This window comes from Methylobacterium sp. A52T, from assembly GCF_053346095.1.
In genome coordinates this window covers 1-18,509 of sequence record NZ_JBKFBI010000074.1, presented here as the reverse complement: position 1 = coordinate 18,509, position 18,509 = coordinate 1, and the positions used below count along the sequence as shown (strand labels likewise).

14 protein-coding genes are annotated in these 18,509 nt (G+C 71.6%); 9 read left to right on the top strand and 5 right to left on the bottom strand.

The window, feature by feature from the left end; translation table 11 throughout:
* Positions 1–64: 64 nt before the first annotated feature.
* Positions 65–361: a BolA family protein gene (locus ACLBYE_RS18000; RefSeq protein WP_020092683.1), complete on the top strand. Its 297-nt coding sequence runs from the start codon at positions 65–67 to the stop codon at positions 359–361.
* Positions 362–546: 185 nt separating this feature from the next.
* Positions 547–978 carry an alternative ribosome rescue aminoacyl-tRNA hydrolase ArfB gene (gene arfB / locus ACLBYE_RS17995; RefSeq protein WP_056525821.1) on the top strand — a complete coding sequence of 144 codons (432 nt, stop codon included), beginning with the start codon at positions 547–549 and terminating at the stop codon, positions 976–978.
* A 24-nt stretch (positions 979–1,002) separates the two neighbouring features.
* Here arfB and ACLBYE_RS17990 read toward each other — a convergent pair whose 3' ends face one another.
* Both ACLBYE_RS17990 and ACLBYE_RS17985 read right to left on the bottom strand, forming a co-directional pair.
* Positions 1,003–1,797: a YoaK family protein gene (locus ACLBYE_RS17990; RefSeq protein WP_447695231.1), complete on the bottom strand. Its 795-nt coding sequence runs from the start codon at positions 1,795–1,797 to the stop codon at positions 1,003–1,005.
* A 69-nt stretch (positions 1,798–1,866) separates the two neighbouring features.
* Positions 1,867–2,814, bottom strand: a complete 948-nt coding sequence (locus tag ACLBYE_RS17985; RefSeq protein WP_447695230.1) for a class I SAM-dependent DNA methyltransferase — start codon at positions 2,812–2,814, stop codon at positions 1,867–1,869.
* 68 nt (positions 2,815–2,882) lie between these two features.
* On the opposite strand from ACLBYE_RS17985, the gene ACLBYE_RS17980 reads away from it, so the two are divergent.
* From ACLBYE_RS17980 to ACLBYE_RS17965, 4 genes are all read left to right on the top strand, one after another.
* The gene (locus tag ACLBYE_RS17980) at positions 2,883–3,938 is read left to right on the top strand and encodes a ligase-associated DNA damage response exonuclease (RefSeq protein ID WP_447695229.1); all 1,056 of its coding nucleotides are present in this window, start codon (positions 2,883–2,885) and stop codon (positions 3,936–3,938) included.
* Positions 3,935–5,653, top strand: a complete 1,719-nt coding sequence (locus ACLBYE_RS17975) for a cisplatin damage response ATP-dependent DNA ligase (protein ID WP_447695228.1) — start codon at positions 3,935–3,937, stop codon at positions 5,651–5,653. The genes ACLBYE_RS17980 and ACLBYE_RS17975 overlap by 4 nt, the downstream gene beginning before the upstream one ends.
* Complete coding sequence (locus ACLBYE_RS17970) at positions 5,650–6,132, top strand: secondary thiamine-phosphate synthase enzyme YjbQ (protein ID WP_447695227.1); 483 nt, start codon at positions 5,650–5,652, stop codon at positions 6,130–6,132. Before ACLBYE_RS17975 ends, ACLBYE_RS17970 begins: the two co-directional genes overlap by 4 nt.
* A 136-nt stretch (positions 6,133–6,268) precedes the next feature.
* A complete protein-coding gene (locus tag ACLBYE_RS17965; RefSeq protein ID WP_056525841.1) occupies positions 6,269–7,060 on the top strand; it encodes a flagellar hook basal-body protein in 792 nt (263 codons plus the stop codon).
* Positions 7,061–7,070: 10 nt separating this feature from the next.
* Here the strand turns inward: ACLBYE_RS17965 and ACLBYE_RS17960 are convergent, their stop codons facing one another.
* The 3 genes from ACLBYE_RS17960 to ACLBYE_RS17950 form a co-directional block, all read right to left on the bottom strand.
* Positions 7,071–8,606, bottom strand: a complete 1,536-nt coding sequence (locus ACLBYE_RS17960; protein WP_447695226.1) for an efflux transporter outer membrane subunit — start codon at positions 8,604–8,606, stop codon at positions 7,071–7,073.
* Between the two features lie 143 nt (positions 8,607–8,749).
* On the bottom strand, positions 8,750–11,899 hold the full coding sequence (locus tag ACLBYE_RS17955) for an efflux RND transporter permease subunit (protein WP_447695225.1): 3,150 nt from the start codon (positions 11,897–11,899) through the stop codon (positions 8,750–8,752).
* 16 nt (positions 11,900–11,915) lie between these two features.
* The gene (locus ACLBYE_RS17950; protein ID WP_447695224.1) at positions 11,916–13,238 is read right to left on the bottom strand and encodes an efflux RND transporter periplasmic adaptor subunit; all 1,323 of its coding nucleotides are present in this window, start codon (positions 13,236–13,238) and stop codon (positions 11,916–11,918) included.
* 293 nt (positions 13,239–13,531) lie between these two features.
* On the opposite strand from ACLBYE_RS17950, the gene ACLBYE_RS17945 reads away from it, so the two are divergent.
* The 3 genes from ACLBYE_RS17945 to ACLBYE_RS17935 form a co-directional block, all read left to right on the top strand.
* Entirely contained in the window at positions 13,532–14,539 is a 1,008-nt protein-coding gene (locus ACLBYE_RS17945; protein WP_447695223.1) for a CobW family GTP-binding protein, read from the top strand.
* A 116-nt stretch (positions 14,540–14,655) separates the two neighbouring features.
* A complete protein-coding gene (locus ACLBYE_RS17940; protein WP_447695222.1) occupies positions 14,656–15,930 on the top strand; it encodes an O-antigen ligase family protein in 1,275 nt (424 codons plus the stop codon).
* Positions 15,931–15,976: 46 nt separating this feature from the next.
* On the top strand, positions 15,977–18,509 hold a 2,533-nt coding region (locus ACLBYE_RS17935; RefSeq protein ID WP_447695221.1), incomplete at its 3' end, for an ATP-binding protein.

The following is an 18,509-nucleotide window of genomic DNA, read 5'->3' as shown; positions in this document are numbered from 1 at the left end:
GGGCCTGATGACGCATGCGCGGGATCGGGCTTGACGGCGCCCACGGACACGACGCGAGGGCACGATGACGGACGGTGCGGGCGCGGGCGGCACCCTGCGGGACTGGATGGAGGCGCGGCTGCGGGAGCAGCTCGCGCCGGCGCGGCTCGACGTGATCGACGAGTCGCATCTGCATGCCGGCCACGCCGGAGCGCGGCCGGGGGGTGAGACCCATTACCGGCTCGACATCGTCGCGTCGGCGTTCGAGGGCAAGAGCCGCGTCGAGCGGCACCGCTTGGTGAACGCGCTGCTCGACGACGCGTTCAAGCGGGGGCTGCACGCCCTCGCGCTCCGCGCCCGCACACCGGCCGAGGCGGCCTGAATCGGGGCTCCGCTCGGCACGAGGGCGGGATCGCTCCGATGGGGCGCGGTGTACGGGGCGCGGCGTACGGGGCGCGGCGTACGGGACGGGAGGCACGGGACAGATATGGTGATGGGGCCCCGGATCCGCATCCGCCCGCCTGCGGGCTGCGCACCCGACGCGGGCGCGCGGCCGGGGAGGGTGCCATGCCCCTGCGGGTGACGCCGCGCATCGCCATCGACGAGGACGAGATCGAGCTGTCCTTCATGCGCGCCTCGGGCGCCGGCGGACAGAACGTCAACAAGGTCGAGACCGCGGTCCAGCTGCGCTGGGCGGCGCTGGCCTCGCCCGCCCTCGACGAGCGGGTGCGGGCCAATCTCGTGCGGCTCGCCGGGCGGCGGATGACCAAGGACGGCGTTCTCGTCCTCGCCGGGCAGCGGCACCGGACGCAGGAGCGCAACCGGGCCGACGTGCTGCAGCGGCTGGTCGATCTGGTGGCGGAGGCGGCCAAGCCGCCGCCGCCGATCCGCCGGCCCACGAAGCCGACCCGGGGCTCGCAGGAGCGGCGCATCGGCGCGAAGAAGAGCCGCGCCGCGATCAAGCAGGGCCGGGGCAGCGTCCGGGATTCCGACGGCTGACCCCACGCCGTCCCCGCTCGGGTCTCAGTGGATCGCGTCGATGACCTCGGCCTTCGGGCTGGCGTCGGGCGCCGGGGAGGAGCCCGCCACCAGGGTGCTGCCCGGCTTGGCGATGGTCAGGACGATCGCGATCATCGCCAGGATGGCGGCCAGGGCCGCCGGGAACAGGAAGGCCGATTCGCCGTAGCGCATGTCGAGCAGGCCGCCCACGACCGCGCCGGTGCTCAGCCCGGCCCAGAGCGGCGCCTGGATCCAGAAGGACGGCGCCACCGTGCCGAGCAGCAGGTTGGCGCAGCCCGTGCCGAAACGCACCACGGCGCCCGTGACGTAGGTGAGCGCCAGGGAGCGGCCGCCCTCGTCCTGCAGCGTCGCGTTCTGGAGGCCCAGCGCCAGGACGATCGGGTAGGCGTGGAGCGGGTACGCGAAGGTGCCCCAGGGCATCAGCAGGCCTCCGGCGAGCAGCAGGGCCTGGAGCGTCAGCAGGACGGCGAGGCGCCAGCGCCCGACCCAGGCGGCGATCAGCGTTCCCAGGAAGGCGCCGAAGCAGAACATGCAGATCGTGCTGGCGACGCGGCTGACGTTCTCCCAGTCGGCGTTGGCCACCGCCACGCCGAAGCGGGTGGTGTTGCCCGACATGAACGACATGAAGAGCTGCGAGAATTCCAGGAAGCCGATGGAATCGGCGCAGCCCGCGAGCGCCGCCAGGGCGATCGCGAAGGGAATCCGGGTTCGCGGATCGGCGGGAAAGGACTTGTCGGCCGGGGGTTCAGGCTTCCGCTCCGGTGCTGCACCGCTTGTCCGACTTCCGTATTCCGCCATGCTGATCCCCCGATCGAGCCGCCGCGTAAAGTCGCGGTCGACTGACAATGGACGAATAGCGGAGCGGTTTCATGCCGATGTGCGCCGCAACACAACGACGCGCCCCGGCACCGGCCGTCCGCCCTCGCGACGGACTTCCGCGGGCCTCGTCGTCAGCAGCTCCAACGCGGACGCGGCTGCCGTCGCCGCGATGTGGGCCTCCGCGTGGGCGTAGCGGCCGTCCTCGCCCAGGACGGAACCGGGGCCGTCGTGGGATTGCACCGTGACGGCTCCGAGCCCGCCCGGCCGCAGGACCCGCCCCACCCGCGCCAGGAACGTCGCGAGATCCGCGACGTAGATCAGGACGTCCGCGGCGAGGCAGAGGTCGGCCGAGGCCTCCGGCAGGTCGGCCAGGGCGGCGCCGAGGTCGCCCTCGACGAGGCGCTCGTAGAGCGGCCGACCCCGCGCCGTCTTGGCCCGCGCCAGCGCCAGCATCCCGGGGGACAGGTCGATCCCGGTGAGGTGATCGACCCGGTCGCGCACGACCTCGCCCATCAGCCCCGTACCGCAGCCGAGATCGAGGGCGACCGCGAAGCGCTCCGGAACGCACGGCAGCGCGTCGCGGACGATCTGCGGGCCGACATAGCCGAGGCCGTCCACGAGGTGGCGCTCGAAGCGCGGCGCGTAGCCGTCGAACAGGGCGCGGATATAGGCCGGCGACAGGACCGGGAGCGTGTCGCCGCCGCCCAGGCGGACGAGATGCGCGCGCACGCCCAGCCCGTCCTCGGGGTCGATGTCGAGGGCGCGGGCATAGGCGCGCGCTGCCGCGTCGCGCAGGGCCGGATCGGTGCCGGCGGCGGCCAGACCCGCGCGCGCCCGGCCCAGCAGGAGCCAGGCCGGCGCGTAGCGCGGGGCGCGCTCCAGGACCTGCTCGGCGAGGTCGGCGGCGCCCGCGTGGTCGCCCTCGGCGAGGCAGGCCTCGGCGTAGCGGTAGCGGCGATCGGCGAGAAGGTCGCCGGAACTGAGCTGCGAGGCCATGCGTCTGCCGGATCGGGGGCGCCTATATACCGGGGCCACCGGCGGACTCCACCGGCAGCACGGACCCGATGCCGATACGCGCCAGCGATCTCCTCACCCTGACCCGCGAGGGACTCTACTGCCCCCTCGGGCGCTTCCACGTCGACCCGACCTGGCCGGTGGAGCGCGCGCTGATCACCCACGGGCACGCCGACCACGCCCGCGCGGGCCACGGCCGGGTGCTGGCGACACCCGAGACCCTGCGGATCATGGCGGTGCGCTACGGCGCGGATTTCTGCCGCCAGCGGCAGGAGGCGCAGCTCGGCGCGGCGCTCCGCGTCGGCGACGTCACCGTGCGCTTCGCCCCGGCCGGCCACGTCCTCGGGTCGGCGCAGATCGCCATCGAGCGGGATGGGGTCCGCGTCGTGGTGTCGGGCGACTACAAGCGCGCGCCGGACCCGACCTGCCTGCCCTTCGAGGTCGTGCCCTGCGACGTGTTCATCACCGAGGCGACCTTCGGACTGCCGGTCTTCACCCATCCCGACACGCGTGGCGAGGTCCGCAAGCTCCTCGAATCGGTGACGCTGTTCCCGGAGCGCGCCCACATCGTGGGCGCCTACGCCCTCGGCAAGGCGCAGCGGGTGATGGCGCTCCTGCGCGAGGAGGGCTGGGACCGGCCGATCCACCTGCACGGCGCCATGGAGAAGCTGACGACGCTCTACAAGGAGGAGGGCGTGCCGCTGGGCGACACGCCGAAGGTCGTGGCCGCCGAGCGCAAGGACCTGCACGGGGCGATCGTGCTCTGCCCGCCCTCGTCGATCCAGGACTTGTGGTCCCGCAAGTTCCCCGACCCGGTGACCTGCTTCGCCTCGGGCTGGATGCGGGTGCGCGCCCGCGCCCGCCAGAAGGGCGTCGAGCTGCCGCTGGTGATCTCCGACCATTCCGACTGGCCGGACCTGTGCCGCACCATCCGCGACACCGGCGCCGGGGAGGTCTGGGTGACGCACGGCCAGGAGGACGCGCTGGTCCACTGGTGCGGGACGCAGGGGATCCGGGCGAAACCGCTGCACCTGCTCGGCTACGGCGATGACGGCGAGGTCGAGGGGACCTCGGAGGCGGCCTCCGAGGCGGAGGCGGCCGCGTGAACGCGTTCGCCCATCTCCTCGACCGCCTCGCCTACGAGCCGCGCCGCAACGCCAAGCTGCGCATGCTCCAGGATTACTTCGCGCGCACGCCCGATCCCGAGCGCGGCTACGCGCTGGGCGCCATGACCGGCACGCTGAGTTTCCGCGAGGCCAAGCCGGCGCTGATCCGGGGGCTGGTGGAGGAGCGGATCGACCCGGTGCTGTTCCGGCTCTCGCACAATTACGTGGGCGATCTGGCCGAGACCACGGCGCTGATCTGGCCGGGACCGGCGGAGGCGCCGCGGGAACCGGGGCCCGGCCACAACAACCCGCCGCCGCATGTCCCGACCCTGGCCGAGGTCGTGGAAACCCTCGCGACCATCCCCAAGCGCGAGCTGCCCCGCCATCTCGCCGACTGGCTCGACGCCCTCGACGAGACCGGGCGCTGGGCGCTCCTGAAGCTCGTCACCGGCAACCTGCGGGTCGGCGTCTCGGCGCGGCTCGCGAAGACGGCGGTCGGCGCGCTGGGCGGCCACGACGCCGACGCCGTCGAGGAGGTCTGGCACGGGCTGACCCCGCCCTTCGAGACCCTGTTCGCCTGGGTCGAGGGCCGGGCCGAGCGGCCCGAGACCCTGAACCCCGCGCCGTTCCGGCCGCCGATGCTGTCGCACCCGATCGAGGAGGAGGCCGACCTCGAGAAGCTGGAGGCCGAGGCGTTCTCGGCCGAGTGGAAGTGGGACGGCATCCGCGTCCAGCTTGTCGGCGGCCTAGACCGGGGCGGCCAGCAGGTTGGGAAGGTCTATTCCCGCACCGGCGAGGACATCACCGGGGCGTTCCCGGACCTCGCCGAGGCCATCACCTTCGCGGGCGCCCTCGACGGCGAGCTGCTGATCCTCCGCGAGCGGCGGGTGCAGAGCTTCAACGTGCTGCAGCAGCGCCTGAACCGGAAGGCCGTGACGGGCAAGCTCCTGGAGGAGTTCCCCGCCCACGTGCGGGCCTACGACCTCCTCACCCTGGAGGGCGACGACCTTCGGGCAGAACCCTTCGCGGAGCGGCGGCGGAAGCTGGAGGCGCTGGTCACGCGCCTCGACCACGCGCGGATCGACATCTCGCCGCTCGTGCCCTTCGCGGACTGGGAGGCCCTGGCGGTCGCCCGGGCGGATCCGGCCTCGGTCGGCGCCGGCGCGGATGCCGACGCCATCGAGGGCGTGATGCTCAAGCGCCTCAACAGCCCCTACCTGCCGGGACGCCCCAAGGGGCCGTGGTGGAAGTGGAAGCGCGAGCCGCACATCGTCGACGCCGTGATGATGTATGCCCAGCGCGGGCACGGGAAGCGCTCGTCCTTCTACTCGGACTACACGTTCGGCGTCTGGCGGGAGGCCCCCGAGGGCGGCGACGAGCTGGTGCCGGTGGGCAAGGCCTATCACGGCTTCACCGACGCCGAGCTCGCCAAGCTCGACCGCTACGTCCGCAACAACACCACCAAGCGCTTCGGCCCGGTGCGTGAGGTCGCCCACGGCCGCGAGGCCGGGCTCGTCCTCGAGATCGCCTTCGAGGGCGTGCAGCGCTCGACCCGGCACAAGTCGGGGGTGGCGATGCGCTTCCCCCGGGTCAGCCGCATCCGCTGGGACAAGCCGCCCGCGGAGGCCGACCGGATCGACGTGCTGGAACGGATCCTCGCCCGCGGCGAGCGCGAGATCGCGCCGGGCGCGACCTTATCGGAGACGACCACATGAGGCAGGGACAGGGCCGGGAGGGCAGGATCGGGCCGGTCGAGGCGCTGGCCTCCGGTCCGGTGGAGCGCCACGCCAGCGCGCGCCTCACCGTCGCGACCCCGGGACCGGGCTTCACGGACTTCACCGCGGCGGTGGCCGCGTTCGTGCGCGGCAGCGGCGTCCGGGACGGGCTCGTCACGGTGTTCTGCCGGCACACCTCGGCCTCGCTGACCATCCAGGAGAATGCCGATCCCGACGTCCAGACCGACCTGATGACCGCGCTGGACGGCTTCGCGCCGCGCCACGCCGGCTACGTCCACGGCGCTGAGGGGCCGGACGATATGCCGGCCCATATCCGCACCCTCGTCACCGATTCGGCCCTGACCATCCCGCTGGTCGGCGGGGCAATGGCGCTCGGCACGTGGCAGGGGATCTACCTGATCGAGCACCGCGACCGGCCGCACCGGCGGGAGATCGTGCTGAGCGTCCTCGGGGCGTGACGCGTCCGCCGGCATGGCGCGCGCGGCGCGGGCCGGCTCAGCAACACGCGGTCACACACCGTCGGTTAACCATAGTGGGTCCTTATCGGCCTCCGTCGGATCGGGGACCGTGCCGCTCCGGCGAACGGAGACCCCGATGGGCCTTTACACCGCGCTCTCGAACTCGATTTCCGGCGCCTCGGCGCAGTCGCTGGCCCTGAACAACATCTCGGGGAACATCGCCAACACCCAGACAGTGGGCTTCAAGTCCACCGAGACGCGGTTCGCCGACATGCTGGCCGAGACCCGGGACGGCACGCAGCTGACCGGCGGCGTGCTGCCGAGCACGCGCAACAGCCTCAACATCCAGGGCACGATGCAGTCGACCGGCGTGGCGACCAACCTCGCGATCTCGGGCAACGGCTACTTCGTCGTCAAGAAGAACACCGGGACGCCGGACAGCCCGGCCTTCGCCGGCGACACCGGCTACACGCGGCGCGGCGACTTCGCGCCGGACGCCAGCGGCTACCTCTCGAACGGCGCGGGCTACTACCTGTTCGCCGGCCCCTCGGCGACGACCCCCGTCCAGGTTCCCACCGGGGCGAGCACCCTGGCGAGCCTCGCGGTCTCGCCCGCCGGCACCCTCACGGGCACGGCCGCGGACGGCAGCACCCTGGCCCTCGGCACGCTGCAGCTGGCGCAGTTCGGCATGCAGGACAACCTCGCCTCGCTCGACGGGGGCACCTACGTCGCGACCGGCCAGTCCGGGACGCCGAGCTACGGCCTCAACGGCGCGACCATCACGGCAGGCTCGGTGGAGCAGTCGAATGCCGGGATCTCGGATCAGTTCTCGAAGATGATCGAGACCCAGCAGGCCTACACGGCCAACACCAAGGTCATGAGCACCACCGACCAGATGCTGCAGGACGCCATCGCGATGTACACCTGAGGCGGCCCCGTCAGAGGAACTTCAGCGGGTCCTTCTCGGGCGGGGGCGGCGCCACGTCGGCGCGGTTCCACCAGCCGCCGCCGAGGGCCACGAACAGCGCGGCGGTGTCGGCGTACTGGGTGGCGCGCGCCGCCGCCGAGGTCACCAGCGCCGAGAGGTAGCCCTGCTGGGCGATCAGCACCTGCGAGGAGGTGATCGCCCCGGCCGTGTACTGCTTGCGGATTAGCGCGAGGCTCTGGTTCGTGGCGCTCACGGCGGCGTCGGCGGCGGCCACGGCCTTCGCGTCGGCCTGGAGCGCGCGCAGCGCGTCCGCGACGTTCTGGAAGGCGGTGATCACCGTCGCCTTGTACTGCGCCTGCGCCTCCGTCAGCGATTCCTCGGCGGCCCGCTGGCGCCGGAACAGGGTGCCGGCGTCGAAGATCGGCGCCGTCGCCTGCCCGACGATCGTGAAGAACGCCGCGCCCGGGTTGGCGATCTGGGCGATCCGCGTGGCGCTGGAGCCGCCCGTGGCGGTCAGGCTGAACTGCGGCAGGCGGTTCGCCACCGCGACGCCGACATTGGCGCTTGCCTGCTGCACCAGGGCCTCCGCCGCCTTCACGTCGGGGCGCTGCTGCACGAGCCGCGAGGGCAGGCTCACCGGGAGCCGGGTCGGCAGGCGCAGGGCGGCGAGGTCGAAGGTCTCGGAGACCTCGTCGGAGGGCAGGCGCCCCGCCAGGGCGGTCAGCAGGTTGCGCTGCTGGGCGAGCGCCTTCTCCAGCGGCGGCAGGAGCTGCTGCGACAGCGCCAGCGCGGCCTGCTGCTGCACCACGTCGGCCCCGGCGATCTGACCCAGCGAGAGCTGCTTGTTGTAGAGCTGCAGCACCTCGGTCTGCGCCTGGATGACCTTGCGGGTCGCGTCGATCTGCGCCCGCAGGGACGCCTCCTGGATCGCGGCGGCGACGACGTTGGCGGTCAGGCTCAGGTAGGCCGCCTCCAGCTGGAAGCGCTGGTTCTCGGTGGTGGCCTCCAGGGACTCGATCTGCCGGCGATTCCCGCCGAACACGTCGGGATTGTACGAGACCACCGCCTGCGGCGTGGACAGGCTGTAGAGGTACCGGCTCTGGTTGTTGAGGGGCGATTGCAGGTCGAGGCCGGGCGCCAGCGCCCCCTGGACCTGCGGGGTCGCGGTCAGGCTCGGGTAGAGGGTGCCCTTCTGGGCCAGCACGTTCTGCTGCGCCACCCGCAGGGAGGCCTGTGCGGCCTCCAGCGTCGGGTTGTTGGCCAGCGCCTGCTCGACGACGCGGTTCAGGGCCTTCGAGTGGAACAGCCTCCACCACTCGCCGGGGATGTCGGCGCCCGACACGAAGCTCTGGTCGGCTGAGCCGCCCTGCCGGGTCCGGATGTTGTCGGCCGCGGAGGGGTTCTGCAGCGGCTCCTTGGTGTAGCGGCCGACCGGCGGAGCCTCGGGCGCCACGAAGTTCGGGCCGACCGCGCAGGCCGACAGGCCCAGGGAGGTCGCCAGCCACGCGGCCGCCCGTCCGCACCGTCTCGGCGCAAAGCTCACCATCCCGCCCCCGAAAACCTCACCTCGGTAGAGCGGCGCGACCCGCTGCCAAGTCAATCCGACCATCCCCAGGCGGCGCGCGCGGCGGGGCCGTAGTGGCCCCCCTGCAACGGGCCGCGCATCGGCCCGCGCGGACGTGAGCCGGCTCACGCGGCGGCCCGGTGCGCGTGCCGCGCCTGGGCGTCCGGGTTCGGGCGGCGCCGGGAGAACAGCGAGATCAGCACCGGGACGATCACGAGGATCAGGTTCGGCGCCAGGATGATGCCGCCCACCACCACCAGCGCCAGCGGCTTCTGCACCTGCGAGCCGATGCCCGTGGAGACGGCCGCCGGCAGCAGGCCGACGCAGGCCGCCACGCAGGTCATCATCACCGGGCGCATGCGCACCACGGCGGCGTGCCAGACCGCCTCCTGCCGCCTCCAGCCCTCGTCGAGCAGCTGGTTGTAGTAGGCGAGCAGGATCACGCCCTCCATGGTCGAGATCCCGAACAGCGCGATGAAGCCGATCGCCGCCGAGATCGAGAACGGCGTGCCGGTCAGCGCCAGGGCGAAGATGCCGCCGATCATCGCCATCGGGATGACCGACAGGGTCAGCAGCATGTCGGCCACCGACGAGAAGTTGATGTAGAGGAGCAGCGCGATCAGCAGCAGCGTGATCGGCACCACGAGGCTGAGGCGGGCGGCCGCCTCCTTCAGGTTGGTGAACTGGCCGACCCATTCCAGCCGGTAGCCCGGCGGCAGGTCGACCGCGTCGGCGACCTTGCGCTGGGCCTCGAGCACGGCGCTGCCGAGATCGCGGCCGCGCACCGAGAACTTCACCGGGATGTAGCGCTGCTGGTCCTCGCGGTAGATGAACGAGGCGCCGGAGACGAGGTCGACGTCGGCGATCTCGGAGAGCGGCACCTGGATCACGCCGCCGTTGGGGTTCTGGGCGCCGACCGCGATGTTGCGGATGCCCGCGAGCGAGGAGCGGTACTCCTTGGCGAGCCGCACCCGCATCGGGAAGTGGCGGTCGGAGCCGTACTCGTAGAGGTCGCCCGCGGTCTGGCCGCCGATCGCCGCCTGGATCGTGGTGTTCACGTCGCCGATCGACAGGCCGTAGCGCGCGGCCTTGTGGCGGTCGACGTCGATCCGCACCGTCGGCTGGCCGAGAGATTCGAACACCGACAGGTCGGTGACGCCCGGGACGGTGGCGAGCGCGGCCTTGACGGCGTTGGCGGTCTTGGTGAGCTGCGCGAGGTCGTTGCCGTAGATCTTGACCGAGTTCTCGCCCTTCACGCCCGAGGCGGCCTCCTGGACGTTGTCCTCGATATACTGCGAGAAGTTGAACTCGATGCCGGGGAATTCGGCCTCCAGCTTCTTGCTGAGGTCCTGGATCAGGGTCTCCTTGTCGAGGCCCTTGCGCCACTGGTCGATCGGCTTGAGCGGCGCCAGGATCTCGACGTTGAAGAAGCCGGTGGCGTCGGTGCCGTCGTTCGGGCGGCCCTGGTGCGACAGGACGGTGGTGACCTCCGGAACCTCCTGGAAGATCTTGCGCATGCGCTGAACGTAGCCGTTGCCGGCCTCCAGCGAGATTGAGGACGGCATCGTGCCGCGCACGTAGAGGTTGCCCTCCTCGAGACGCGGCAGGAACTCGAGGCCGAGATTGCGGGCCGTGAGGCCCGAGACCAGCAGAACCGCCAGCATCACGGCGACCGCGAGGATCCGGTTGCGCAGGCCGAAGCGCAGGGCCGCCTCGTGGCCGACGCGCAGCACCCGCACGATCAGGGTGTCGCGCTCCTCGAGCTTCTTTGGGAGCATCAGGGCTGAGAGCGCAGGCGAGACGGTGAAGGTCGCCAGCAGGCCGCCGAGCAGCGCGTACGCGTAGGTCTTGGCCATCGGGCCGAAGATGTGGCCCTCGACGCCGGTCATCGTGAACAGCGGCAGGAAGCCGACGATGATGATCGTCGCCGAGAAGAAGATCGCCCGGTTCACCTCGCGACCGGCGATCGCGATCGTGCCGAGCCGCCCGGTGAGGCCGTCGGGCGGGTCCTCGCCCTTCACGTGGTCGGGCTCGGCGATGTGGCGGAAGACGTTCTCCACCATGATCACGGTCGCGTCGACGATCAGGCCGAAATCGATGGCGCCGAGCGACAGGAGGTTCGCCGAGTCGCCGCGCACCACGAGGATCAGGATCGCGAAGCCGAGCGCGAACGGGATCGTGGCCGCCACGATGATCGCGCTCGTGAGCGAGCCGAGGAACAGCCACTGCACCACGAACACCAGCACCACGCCGAAGACGAGGTTGTGCATCACCGTGTGGGTGGTGGTGTGGATCAGGCCCGAGCGGTCGTAGATCCGCTCGATCTTCACGTCGGGCGGCAGGATCGTGGAGCTGTTGATCTTGTCGATCTCGGCCTCGACTCGCTCCAGCGTCGGCAGGCTCTTGCCGCCGCGGGTCATGAGCACGATGCCCTCGACGATGTCGGGCTGGTTGTCGTGCCCGACGATGCCGAGGCGCGGGGCATTCGACACGCGCACCTCCGCCACGTCCCGCACCAGCACCGGGGTGCCGTTGACGAGGCTGATCATCGTGTCGCGAATGTCGTCCATGTCGCGGATCAGGCCGATGCCGCGCACCACCGCCGATTGCTGCCCCACGTTCAGCGTCTGGCCGCCGACGTTGATCGAGGCGTTGTTCAGCGCGTTGGTCAGCTGCACCAGGGTCAGGCCCTGGGCCTGAAGGCGGTTCAGGTCGACCGCGACCTCGTACTCCTTCGCCTTCCCGCCGAAGGCCGTGACGTCGACGACGCCGGGGATCGCCTTGAACCGGCGCTGCAGCACCCAGTCCTGCAGGGTCTTCATGTCCATGGGCGAGTAGCCCGCCGGGCCGACGAGCTTGTAGCGCATGATCTCGCCCACCGGGCTCGTCGGCGAGATCTGCGGCGTGGCGCCGTTGGGCAGGGTCGGCGCCTGCGACAGGCGGTTGAGCACCCGCTGCAGCGCCTGCTCGTACGTGTACTCGTAGTTGAACTGGACCTTCACGTCCGAGAGGCCGAACAGCGAGATCGTCCGGACCACCTGGGCGTTCGGGATGCCGGCGAGCGCCACCTCCAGGGGGATGGTGATGTAGCGCTCGATCTCGTCGGCCGACTGGCCCGGATTCTGGGTGATCACGTCGACGAGCGGCGGGACCGGATCCGGGTAGGCCTCGATGTTGAGCTGCGTGTAGGCGCCGTAGCCGACGCCGAGCATCACGACGAACAGCAGCACCACCAGCACGCGCTGGCGCAGCGAGAAGGCGATCAGGGCGTTCATCGGACCGGATCCCCGCTCAGGACGCCTTGTCGCCGGTGGCCGCCCGGTCGATGAACAGGGCGCCGCGGGTGACGACCTGCTCGCCCGCGCCCAGGCCCTGGACGACCTGGGCGTTGTCGCCGTTGATCAGGCCGAGCTTGATGTCGCGCGCCTCCACGGCGCCGTCGGGCCGCGCCACCCAGACGTGGGTGCGGTCGCCCTCGTACACGATGGCGGCCACCGGCACGCTCGGGCTCGGCTCACCCTTGCCGGTGATGATCGTGTAGGTGGCGAACATCTCCGGGCGCAGCACGCGGTCCGGGTTGTCGACCTCGCTGCGCACTGCGAGGCGCCGCGTCGCGGGGTCGAGGCTGGAGGCCATGTAGTTCACCCGGGCCTTGAACACCCGCGCGCCGAAGCCCGCCACCTTCGCCTCGACCTCCTGGCCGATGCGGATCTTGGGGATCTCGCTCTCGCGGACGTTGGCCACGAGCCAGACCGTCGACAGGTCGCCGATCACGAAGACCGGGTCGCTGGAGGCCGAGAGGTACTGCCCGATGCCGACCTTGCGCTGGACGATCGTGCCGGCGATCGGCGCCCGGATCTGCGTCTCGGCGCTCATCGTGCCGTTCTTCTCGAAGGCGGCGATCTCGGCGTCGGTCTTGCCGAGCAGGCGCAGGCGGCTCCGCACCGCGTCGAGGGCGCCCTCGGCGGTCTTCAGGTCGCTCTGGGCGGCGATGACGTCGTTCTGGGCCGACTGGTAGTCCTTCAGCGCCGTCGCGCGGGCCTGGAACAGCTCCTGCTGGCGCTGCGCGATGGTCTGGTCGAGCTTCAGGAGCGCCTGCTGCTTCTGCAGGTTGTTCACGGCCGCCTGATAGTCGTTCTGCGCCTGGACCATGTCGGTGGCCTCGAGGGTCAGCAGCACGTCGCCGGCCTTCACGTCGTCGCCGGCGCGGACCAGGACCTTCGTCACCCGGCCGGCATAGGGCGAGACCACCGGGACGTTGTCGTCCTCGTTGAGGGCGATCCGCCCCTCGGCCGAGCCCTCGGGCCGGAACACGAGGTTGGCGACCGGCAGGATCTCGAAGGCGGCGCGCTGCTCCTTGGAGGGCCGGAACACCCGCTCCACCGGGCCGGCCTTCTCCACGTCGATGCCCGGGTCGGGGTTGCCCGGGGCGAACAGCCCGGTCACGGCCGCGACGAGGTGCGCGGCGGCCTCGCGGGTCCGGTCGGGAAACGCGACGGCGGCGCCGAGGGCGGCCGCGAGCAGGACGGCGGCGACCAGCAGGCCGGGCCACCGGCGCCCGCGCGCGGGGACGGCGACGGCCTCGTCCTGGTCCAGCGGATTTCGGGCGTCCATGCGGATGATCTTCTAGGTCCGGACCGAGAGTCCGGGCTGGGTGACGAGAGTACGATACGTGCCCGGACGACGCCTACATCAATGCGGTCGCTGGTGCTTTTCTATGGCGCGCCGCGGGAAGATTCCGGCGGTACGGCGTGCCTAGAGCAAAGCTTGTCCGACAGGCAATCGATCCGGCGCCCCGGTCGCGAAACCGTGTGGCCCCGTCTTCCTTTGACGGGATTTGTTACAATATGACAACGCTCGCGGGTCCAGGCCCGCGCGATCCCGCACCCGTCACCGAAGAAGCCGTCATGTCCGATACGAGCAACGCTTCCGCCCCGGCCGCTCCCGGTTCCGCCGCCGGCAAGATCCCGGTCACCGTGCTCACCGGCTACCTCGGCGCGGGCAAGACCACGCTCCTCAACCGGATCCTCACCGAGAACCACGGCAAGCGCTACGCCGTGATCGTCAACGAGTTCGGCGAGATCGGCATCGACAACGACCTCGTCGTCGGCGCGGACGAGGAGGTGTTCGAGATGAACAACGGCTGCGTCTGCTGCACGGTGCGCGGCGACCTGATCCGGATCATGGACGGGCTGGTGAAGCGCCGGGGCAAGTTCGACGCGATCATCGTCGAGACCACCGGCCTCGCCGACCCGGCCCCTGTGGCGCAGACCTTCTTCGTCGACCAGGATGTCGGCGAGGCCGCCCGCCTCGACGCCGTGGTGACCGTGGCCGACGCCAAGTGGCTGTCCGACCGCCTGAAGGACGCGCCGGAGGCGAAGAACCAGATCGCCTTCGCGGACGTGATCCTGCTCAACAAGAGCGACCTCGTCTCCCCGGCCGACCTCGACCGCGTCGAGGCCGAGATCCGCACGATCAACCCGCTGGCCAAGCTCCACCGCACGCAGAACTGCGCCGTGCCCCTCGACGCGGTCCTCGAGCGCAACGCCTTCGACCTCGACCGCATCCTCGACGTCGAGCCCGACTTCCTCGAGGCCGGACACCACCACCATCACGATTCCGACATCCGCTCGATCTCGGCCAAGATCGAGGGCGCGGTCGACCCGGACAAGTTCATGCCGTGGATCTCGAACCTCACCCAGTCGCAGGGTCCGGACATCCTGCGGTGCAAGGGGATCGTGGCCTTCCCCGACGAGCCGAAGCGCTTCGTTTTCCAGGGCGTGCACATGATCCTCGACGGCGACGTGCAGGGCGACTGGGGCAAGGACGAGAAGCGGGTCTCCCGGGTGGTGTTCATCGGCCGCAACCTCGATCCGGCGGCGATCACCGAGGGGTTCGAGGCCTGCCGCGCCTGAACGGGCGCCGCCTTCCCGGCCCCCCCCCCCGGGGGGGCGGTTCTCATCCCTCTCCGTGAGCGAGGCGCCACGGGGGGCGCGGGCCCGCGTAACCGGCCCGCGGAGCCCGCGTATCCATGGCCCACACCGCAGCGCCCGCAGGCCCGGTCCCGTCCGGGTCGGCGGGCGGAATCCCGCTCATCGCGGCCGTCGAGGGGCTGGCCAAGGCGCTGTTCGCGGCGTTCGTCTTCTTCGCCTGCTTCGCCTTCTCGGAGACCTCGCCCTACGACGCGGTCGCGATCCCCACGATCCTGCTCTGGCTCTGCCTCGGCGTCCGGCTGCACCGCGGCGCGGTGCCCCTGGTGGCGCTCCTGCTCCTCTACCTCGCGGGCATCGTCACCGCGCTGCTGCCCTACCTGAACGAGGAGTTCCCGGTCACCTGGACGGTGCAGCTGGTCTACCTCTCGATCACCTGCATCTTCTTCGCGATGTTCTTCGCGGACGACACGCACGCCCGGATGGAGCTGGCGCTCAAGGCCTACACGGCGAGCTGCGTGTTCTCGGCGGCTCTGGGCATCGTCGGCTACCTGCAATGGCTCGGGATCGAGGACCTGTTCTACAAGTACGACCGGGCCTCGGGCACGTTCCAGGACCCGAACGTCTTCGGCTCGTTCCTGACGCTCGGCGCGCTCTACCTGATGCACGGCCTGCTCACCGGGTCCACGCGCCGGCCGCTCGTGTCCCTCGCCGGCCTGCTGATCATCGTGGCCGGGATCTTCCTGTCGTTCTCGCGCGGGTCCTGGGGCGGGAGCGCCGTCGCGGTGCTGCTGATGGTGGGATCGGTCTACGCCGGCAGCGCCTCCCCGCGCCTGCGCCGCCGCATCGTGCTCCTGACCCTGGCGACCATCGTCCTCGGCACCGTCGCGGTGATCGGGCTGCTCTCGGTCGACCACGTCCACAAGATGTTCGAGACCCGGGCGGCCCTGACCCAGGACTACGACCAGGGCGAGACCGGCCGCTTCGGCAACCAGATCCGCGGCTTCGCCATGCTGCTGGAGCGGCCGTTCGGGATGGGGCCGATGCACTGGCGGCTGACCTTCGGGCTCGAACCGCACAATTCCTACATCGGCTCCTTCGCCAACGGCGGCTGGCTCGGCGGGGCCGTGTTCATCGGCCTCGTGGCGGCGACCGGCCTCGTCGGCTTCCGGCTCCTGGCGCGGCCGTCGCCGGTCCGGGCACACGCCCAGATCGTCTGGCCGGCGCTGCTGATGTTCTTCCTGCAGGCCGTCCAGATCGACATCGAGAAGTGGCGCCACGTCTACATGATGCTGGGCATGGTCTGGGCGCTGGAGGCCGCGCGGTTGCGCATGGGCACGCGGCCGCAGGCGGGCGCGCTTGAAACGCGGCGCTAGGCGCGGCATCGCTCGGTCGCGGCCGATCGGCACCCGGAGACGGTACGTGAGCACACAGCCGGACAACGAGCGCGACCGGCTCGCGGCCCTCGAGGCCCTCGCGATCCTCGGGACACCGCCGGAACCGCATTTCGAGGCCGTCTGCCGGACCGCCCGGCGCCTGTTCGGCGTGCGCAGCGCGTTCGTGGCCTTCCTGGGCGACACGCACCAGTGGCTGAAGACGCCCTGTGCCGGGGTGCCGACCACGATGCGGCGGGACGAGAGCTTCTGCCAGCACACGATCCGCAGCGACGCCCTCGTGGTCGTCCCCGACGCGCGGCTCGACGCGCGCTTCCGCGACCTGCCCGTGGCCGCCGCGCCGGACGGGATCCGGTTCTACGCGGGCATCGCCCTGAGCCTCCAGCCGGGCCTGCCGGTCGGAACCCTCTGCCTCGCCGATCCCGAGCCCCGCTCCGACTTCTCGCCCGAGGATGCGGCCGCCTTCCGCGACCTCGCCGAAATCGTCGTGGCGCATCTGCGCCTCACGGAGGCCAACGCGCGGCGCGACCGGGAGATCGCGCAGGCGGCGATCCGCGAGGCGCTGATCCGCGAGCAGCACCGGGAGATCAACGCTCGGGCCCGCGCCCAAGAGGCGGCGAACCACCAGCTCACCATGGCCGAGCAGCTCGCCAGCGTCGGGAACTGGCGCGTGGAGCTCGCGGACGGGCAGCCGGTCTGGTCGGCGAGCCTCTACGCCATCGCGGGCCGCGACCCGGCGACGCCGCCGCCGCATCTCGACGCCTTCGCGCAGATCTACCACCCCGACGACCGCGCCCGGCTCGAGGCGATCGTCGCCGACGCGATCGCCCGCAGGGTCCGGTTCGATTTCGAGGCCCGGCTGCTGCGGCCGGACGGCGAACTGCGCGACGTGGTCGTGCGCGGCATGGCCCGGGGGGAGGGGGCGGGCGCCGGCCTGTTCGGCGTCCTGATCGACGTGACCGAGCGCCGGCGCGCCGAGGACGAGGTTCGCCGCAGCGAGCTGCGCTACCGGGGCCTCGCCGAGGCGCTGCCGCTCCTGGTCTGGACCATGCGGGTCGGGGACGGTCAGGCGACCTACGCCAACGCGCAGTTCCAGTCCTATTACGGGCCGATCGGGCCCGAGCGCGCGGAGCGCCTCGTCCGGAACCACCCCGAGGATGCCGCCGCCATGGAGGCGGCCTGGATCCGGGCGGTCGAGACCGGCACGGGCTACAGCGGCCAGTGGCGGATCCGGCGCCAGGACGGCGTCTACCGGTGGCACAAGCTCTCGCTGATCCCGATCCGCCTCGACCCGGCGGACGGCGCGGTGGCGGAGTGGCTCGGGACCGCCCTCGACGTCGACGACATCGTCACGGCGCGGCTCGCCGTCGAGGAGGCGAGCGGCCTGCTCGACATCGCCCTCGACGCCGCGGAGGCCGGCACCTGGGACTGGGACATGCGCACGGGGCTCGCCGTCCTCGGCCCGGAGAGCGCGCGGATGCACGGCCTGCCGGAGACCGGCGGCGCCCACACGATCTCGGCCTCCGCGTGGACGGCGCTGATCGATCCGGACGACGTCTCCGATGTCTGGAACGAGATCCGGCGGGCGGTCGAGTCCGGCACCCCCTACGCGGCCGAGTTCCGGGTCGGCGCGCGCTGGCTCTACGCGCGGGGCCGGACGCTCGGCGGCACCGACGGGCAGCCCCAGCGGATGGTCGGCCTCCACCTCGACATCACCGAGCGCAAGGCGGTCGAGGCGGCCCTGCGCACCGCCACGCGCGACGCCGAGGCGGCCCGCACCGAGGCGGAGCGGGCGAGCGCGGCCAAGAGCGAGTTCCTGGCCGCCATGAGCCACGAGATCCGCACCCCGCTGAACGGCATCCTGGGCTACGCCGAGCTGCTCCTCGACGGCGACGCGATCCAGAACGAGGACCGGCGGCGCCTGGAGCTGATCCAGAGTTCCGGCGCGGCCCTGCTCACGGTCGTCAACGACATCCTCGACTTCTCGAAGATCGAGGCCGGCGAGCTGACCCTCGATCCGGTCACCTTCCCGCTGGCCTCGACCGTCGACAGCACGGTCTCGATCGTGCGGGGCAGCGCGCTCCGCAGCGGCCTCGCCATCGAGGCCCGGATCGACCCGGCCCTGCCGACCTTCGTGGTCGGCGATGCCGGGCGCCTGCGACAGGTCCTGCTCAACCTGCTGAACAACGCCGTGAAGTTCACGCCCGAGGGCTCGGTCACGGTGACCGCGGAGCGGGAGGGCGACGGCGTCGCCCCCGACGGGCGCCCCGGCGACGCGGTTCGGTTCTCCGTGGTCGATACCGGCATCGGCATCGCGCCGGCGCAGCAGGACCGACTGTTCAAGCGGTTCAGCCAGGTCGACGGCTCGATCAGCCGGCGCTTCGGCGGCACCGGCCTCGGCCTCGCGATCTCCCGGCACCTCGTGTCGCTGATGGGCGGCGAGATCGGGGTCGAGAGCCGCGAGGGGGCGGGCTCGACCTTCTGGTTCCGGCTGGTGCTGCCCCGCGGCGAGCGGGACAGCGCGACGCCGGGCGCCGCGGCCGACGCGGGTGGGCCGTCGC

Bases quoted from the DNA above. Each gene is read 5' to 3' on its own strand.
- ACLBYE_RS18000 (WP_020092683.1), top strand. From the start codon at position 65: ATGACGGACGGTGCGGGCGCGGGCGGCACCCTGCGGGACTGGATGGAG.
- arfB (WP_056525821.1), top strand. From the start codon at position 547: ATGCCCCTGCGGGTGACGCCGCGCATCGCCATCGACGAGGACGAGATC.
- ACLBYE_RS17990 (WP_447695231.1), bottom strand. From the start codon at position 1,797: ATGGCGGAATACGGAAGTCGGACAAGCGGTGCAGCACCGGAGCGGAAG.
- ACLBYE_RS17985 (WP_447695230.1), bottom strand. From the start codon at position 2,814: ATGGCCTCGCAGCTCAGTTCCGGCGACCTTCTCGCCGATCGCCGCTAC.
- ACLBYE_RS17980 (WP_447695229.1), top strand. From the start codon at position 2,883: ATGCCGATACGCGCCAGCGATCTCCTCACCCTGACCCGCGAGGGACTC.
- ACLBYE_RS17970 (WP_447695227.1), top strand. From the start codon at position 5,650: ATGAGGCAGGGACAGGGCCGGGAGGGCAGGATCGGGCCGGTCGAGGCG.
- ACLBYE_RS17965 (WP_056525841.1), top strand. From the start codon at position 6,269: ATGGGCCTTTACACCGCGCTCTCGAACTCGATTTCCGGCGCCTCGGCG.
- ACLBYE_RS17960 (WP_447695226.1), bottom strand. From the start codon at position 8,606: ATGGTGAGCTTTGCGCCGAGACGGTGCGGACGGGCGGCCGCGTGGCTG.
- ACLBYE_RS17955 (WP_447695225.1), bottom strand. From the start codon at position 11,899: ATGAACGCCCTGATCGCCTTCTCGCTGCGCCAGCGCGTGCTGGTGGTG.
- ACLBYE_RS17950 (WP_447695224.1), bottom strand. From the start codon at position 13,238: ATGGACGCCCGAAATCCGCTGGACCAGGACGAGGCCGTCGCCGTCCCC.
- ACLBYE_RS17945 (WP_447695223.1), top strand. From the start codon at position 13,532: ATGTCCGATACGAGCAACGCTTCCGCCCCGGCCGCTCCCGGTTCCGCC.
- ACLBYE_RS17940 (WP_447695222.1), top strand. From the start codon at position 14,656: ATGGCCCACACCGCAGCGCCCGCAGGCCCGGTCCCGTCCGGGTCGGCG.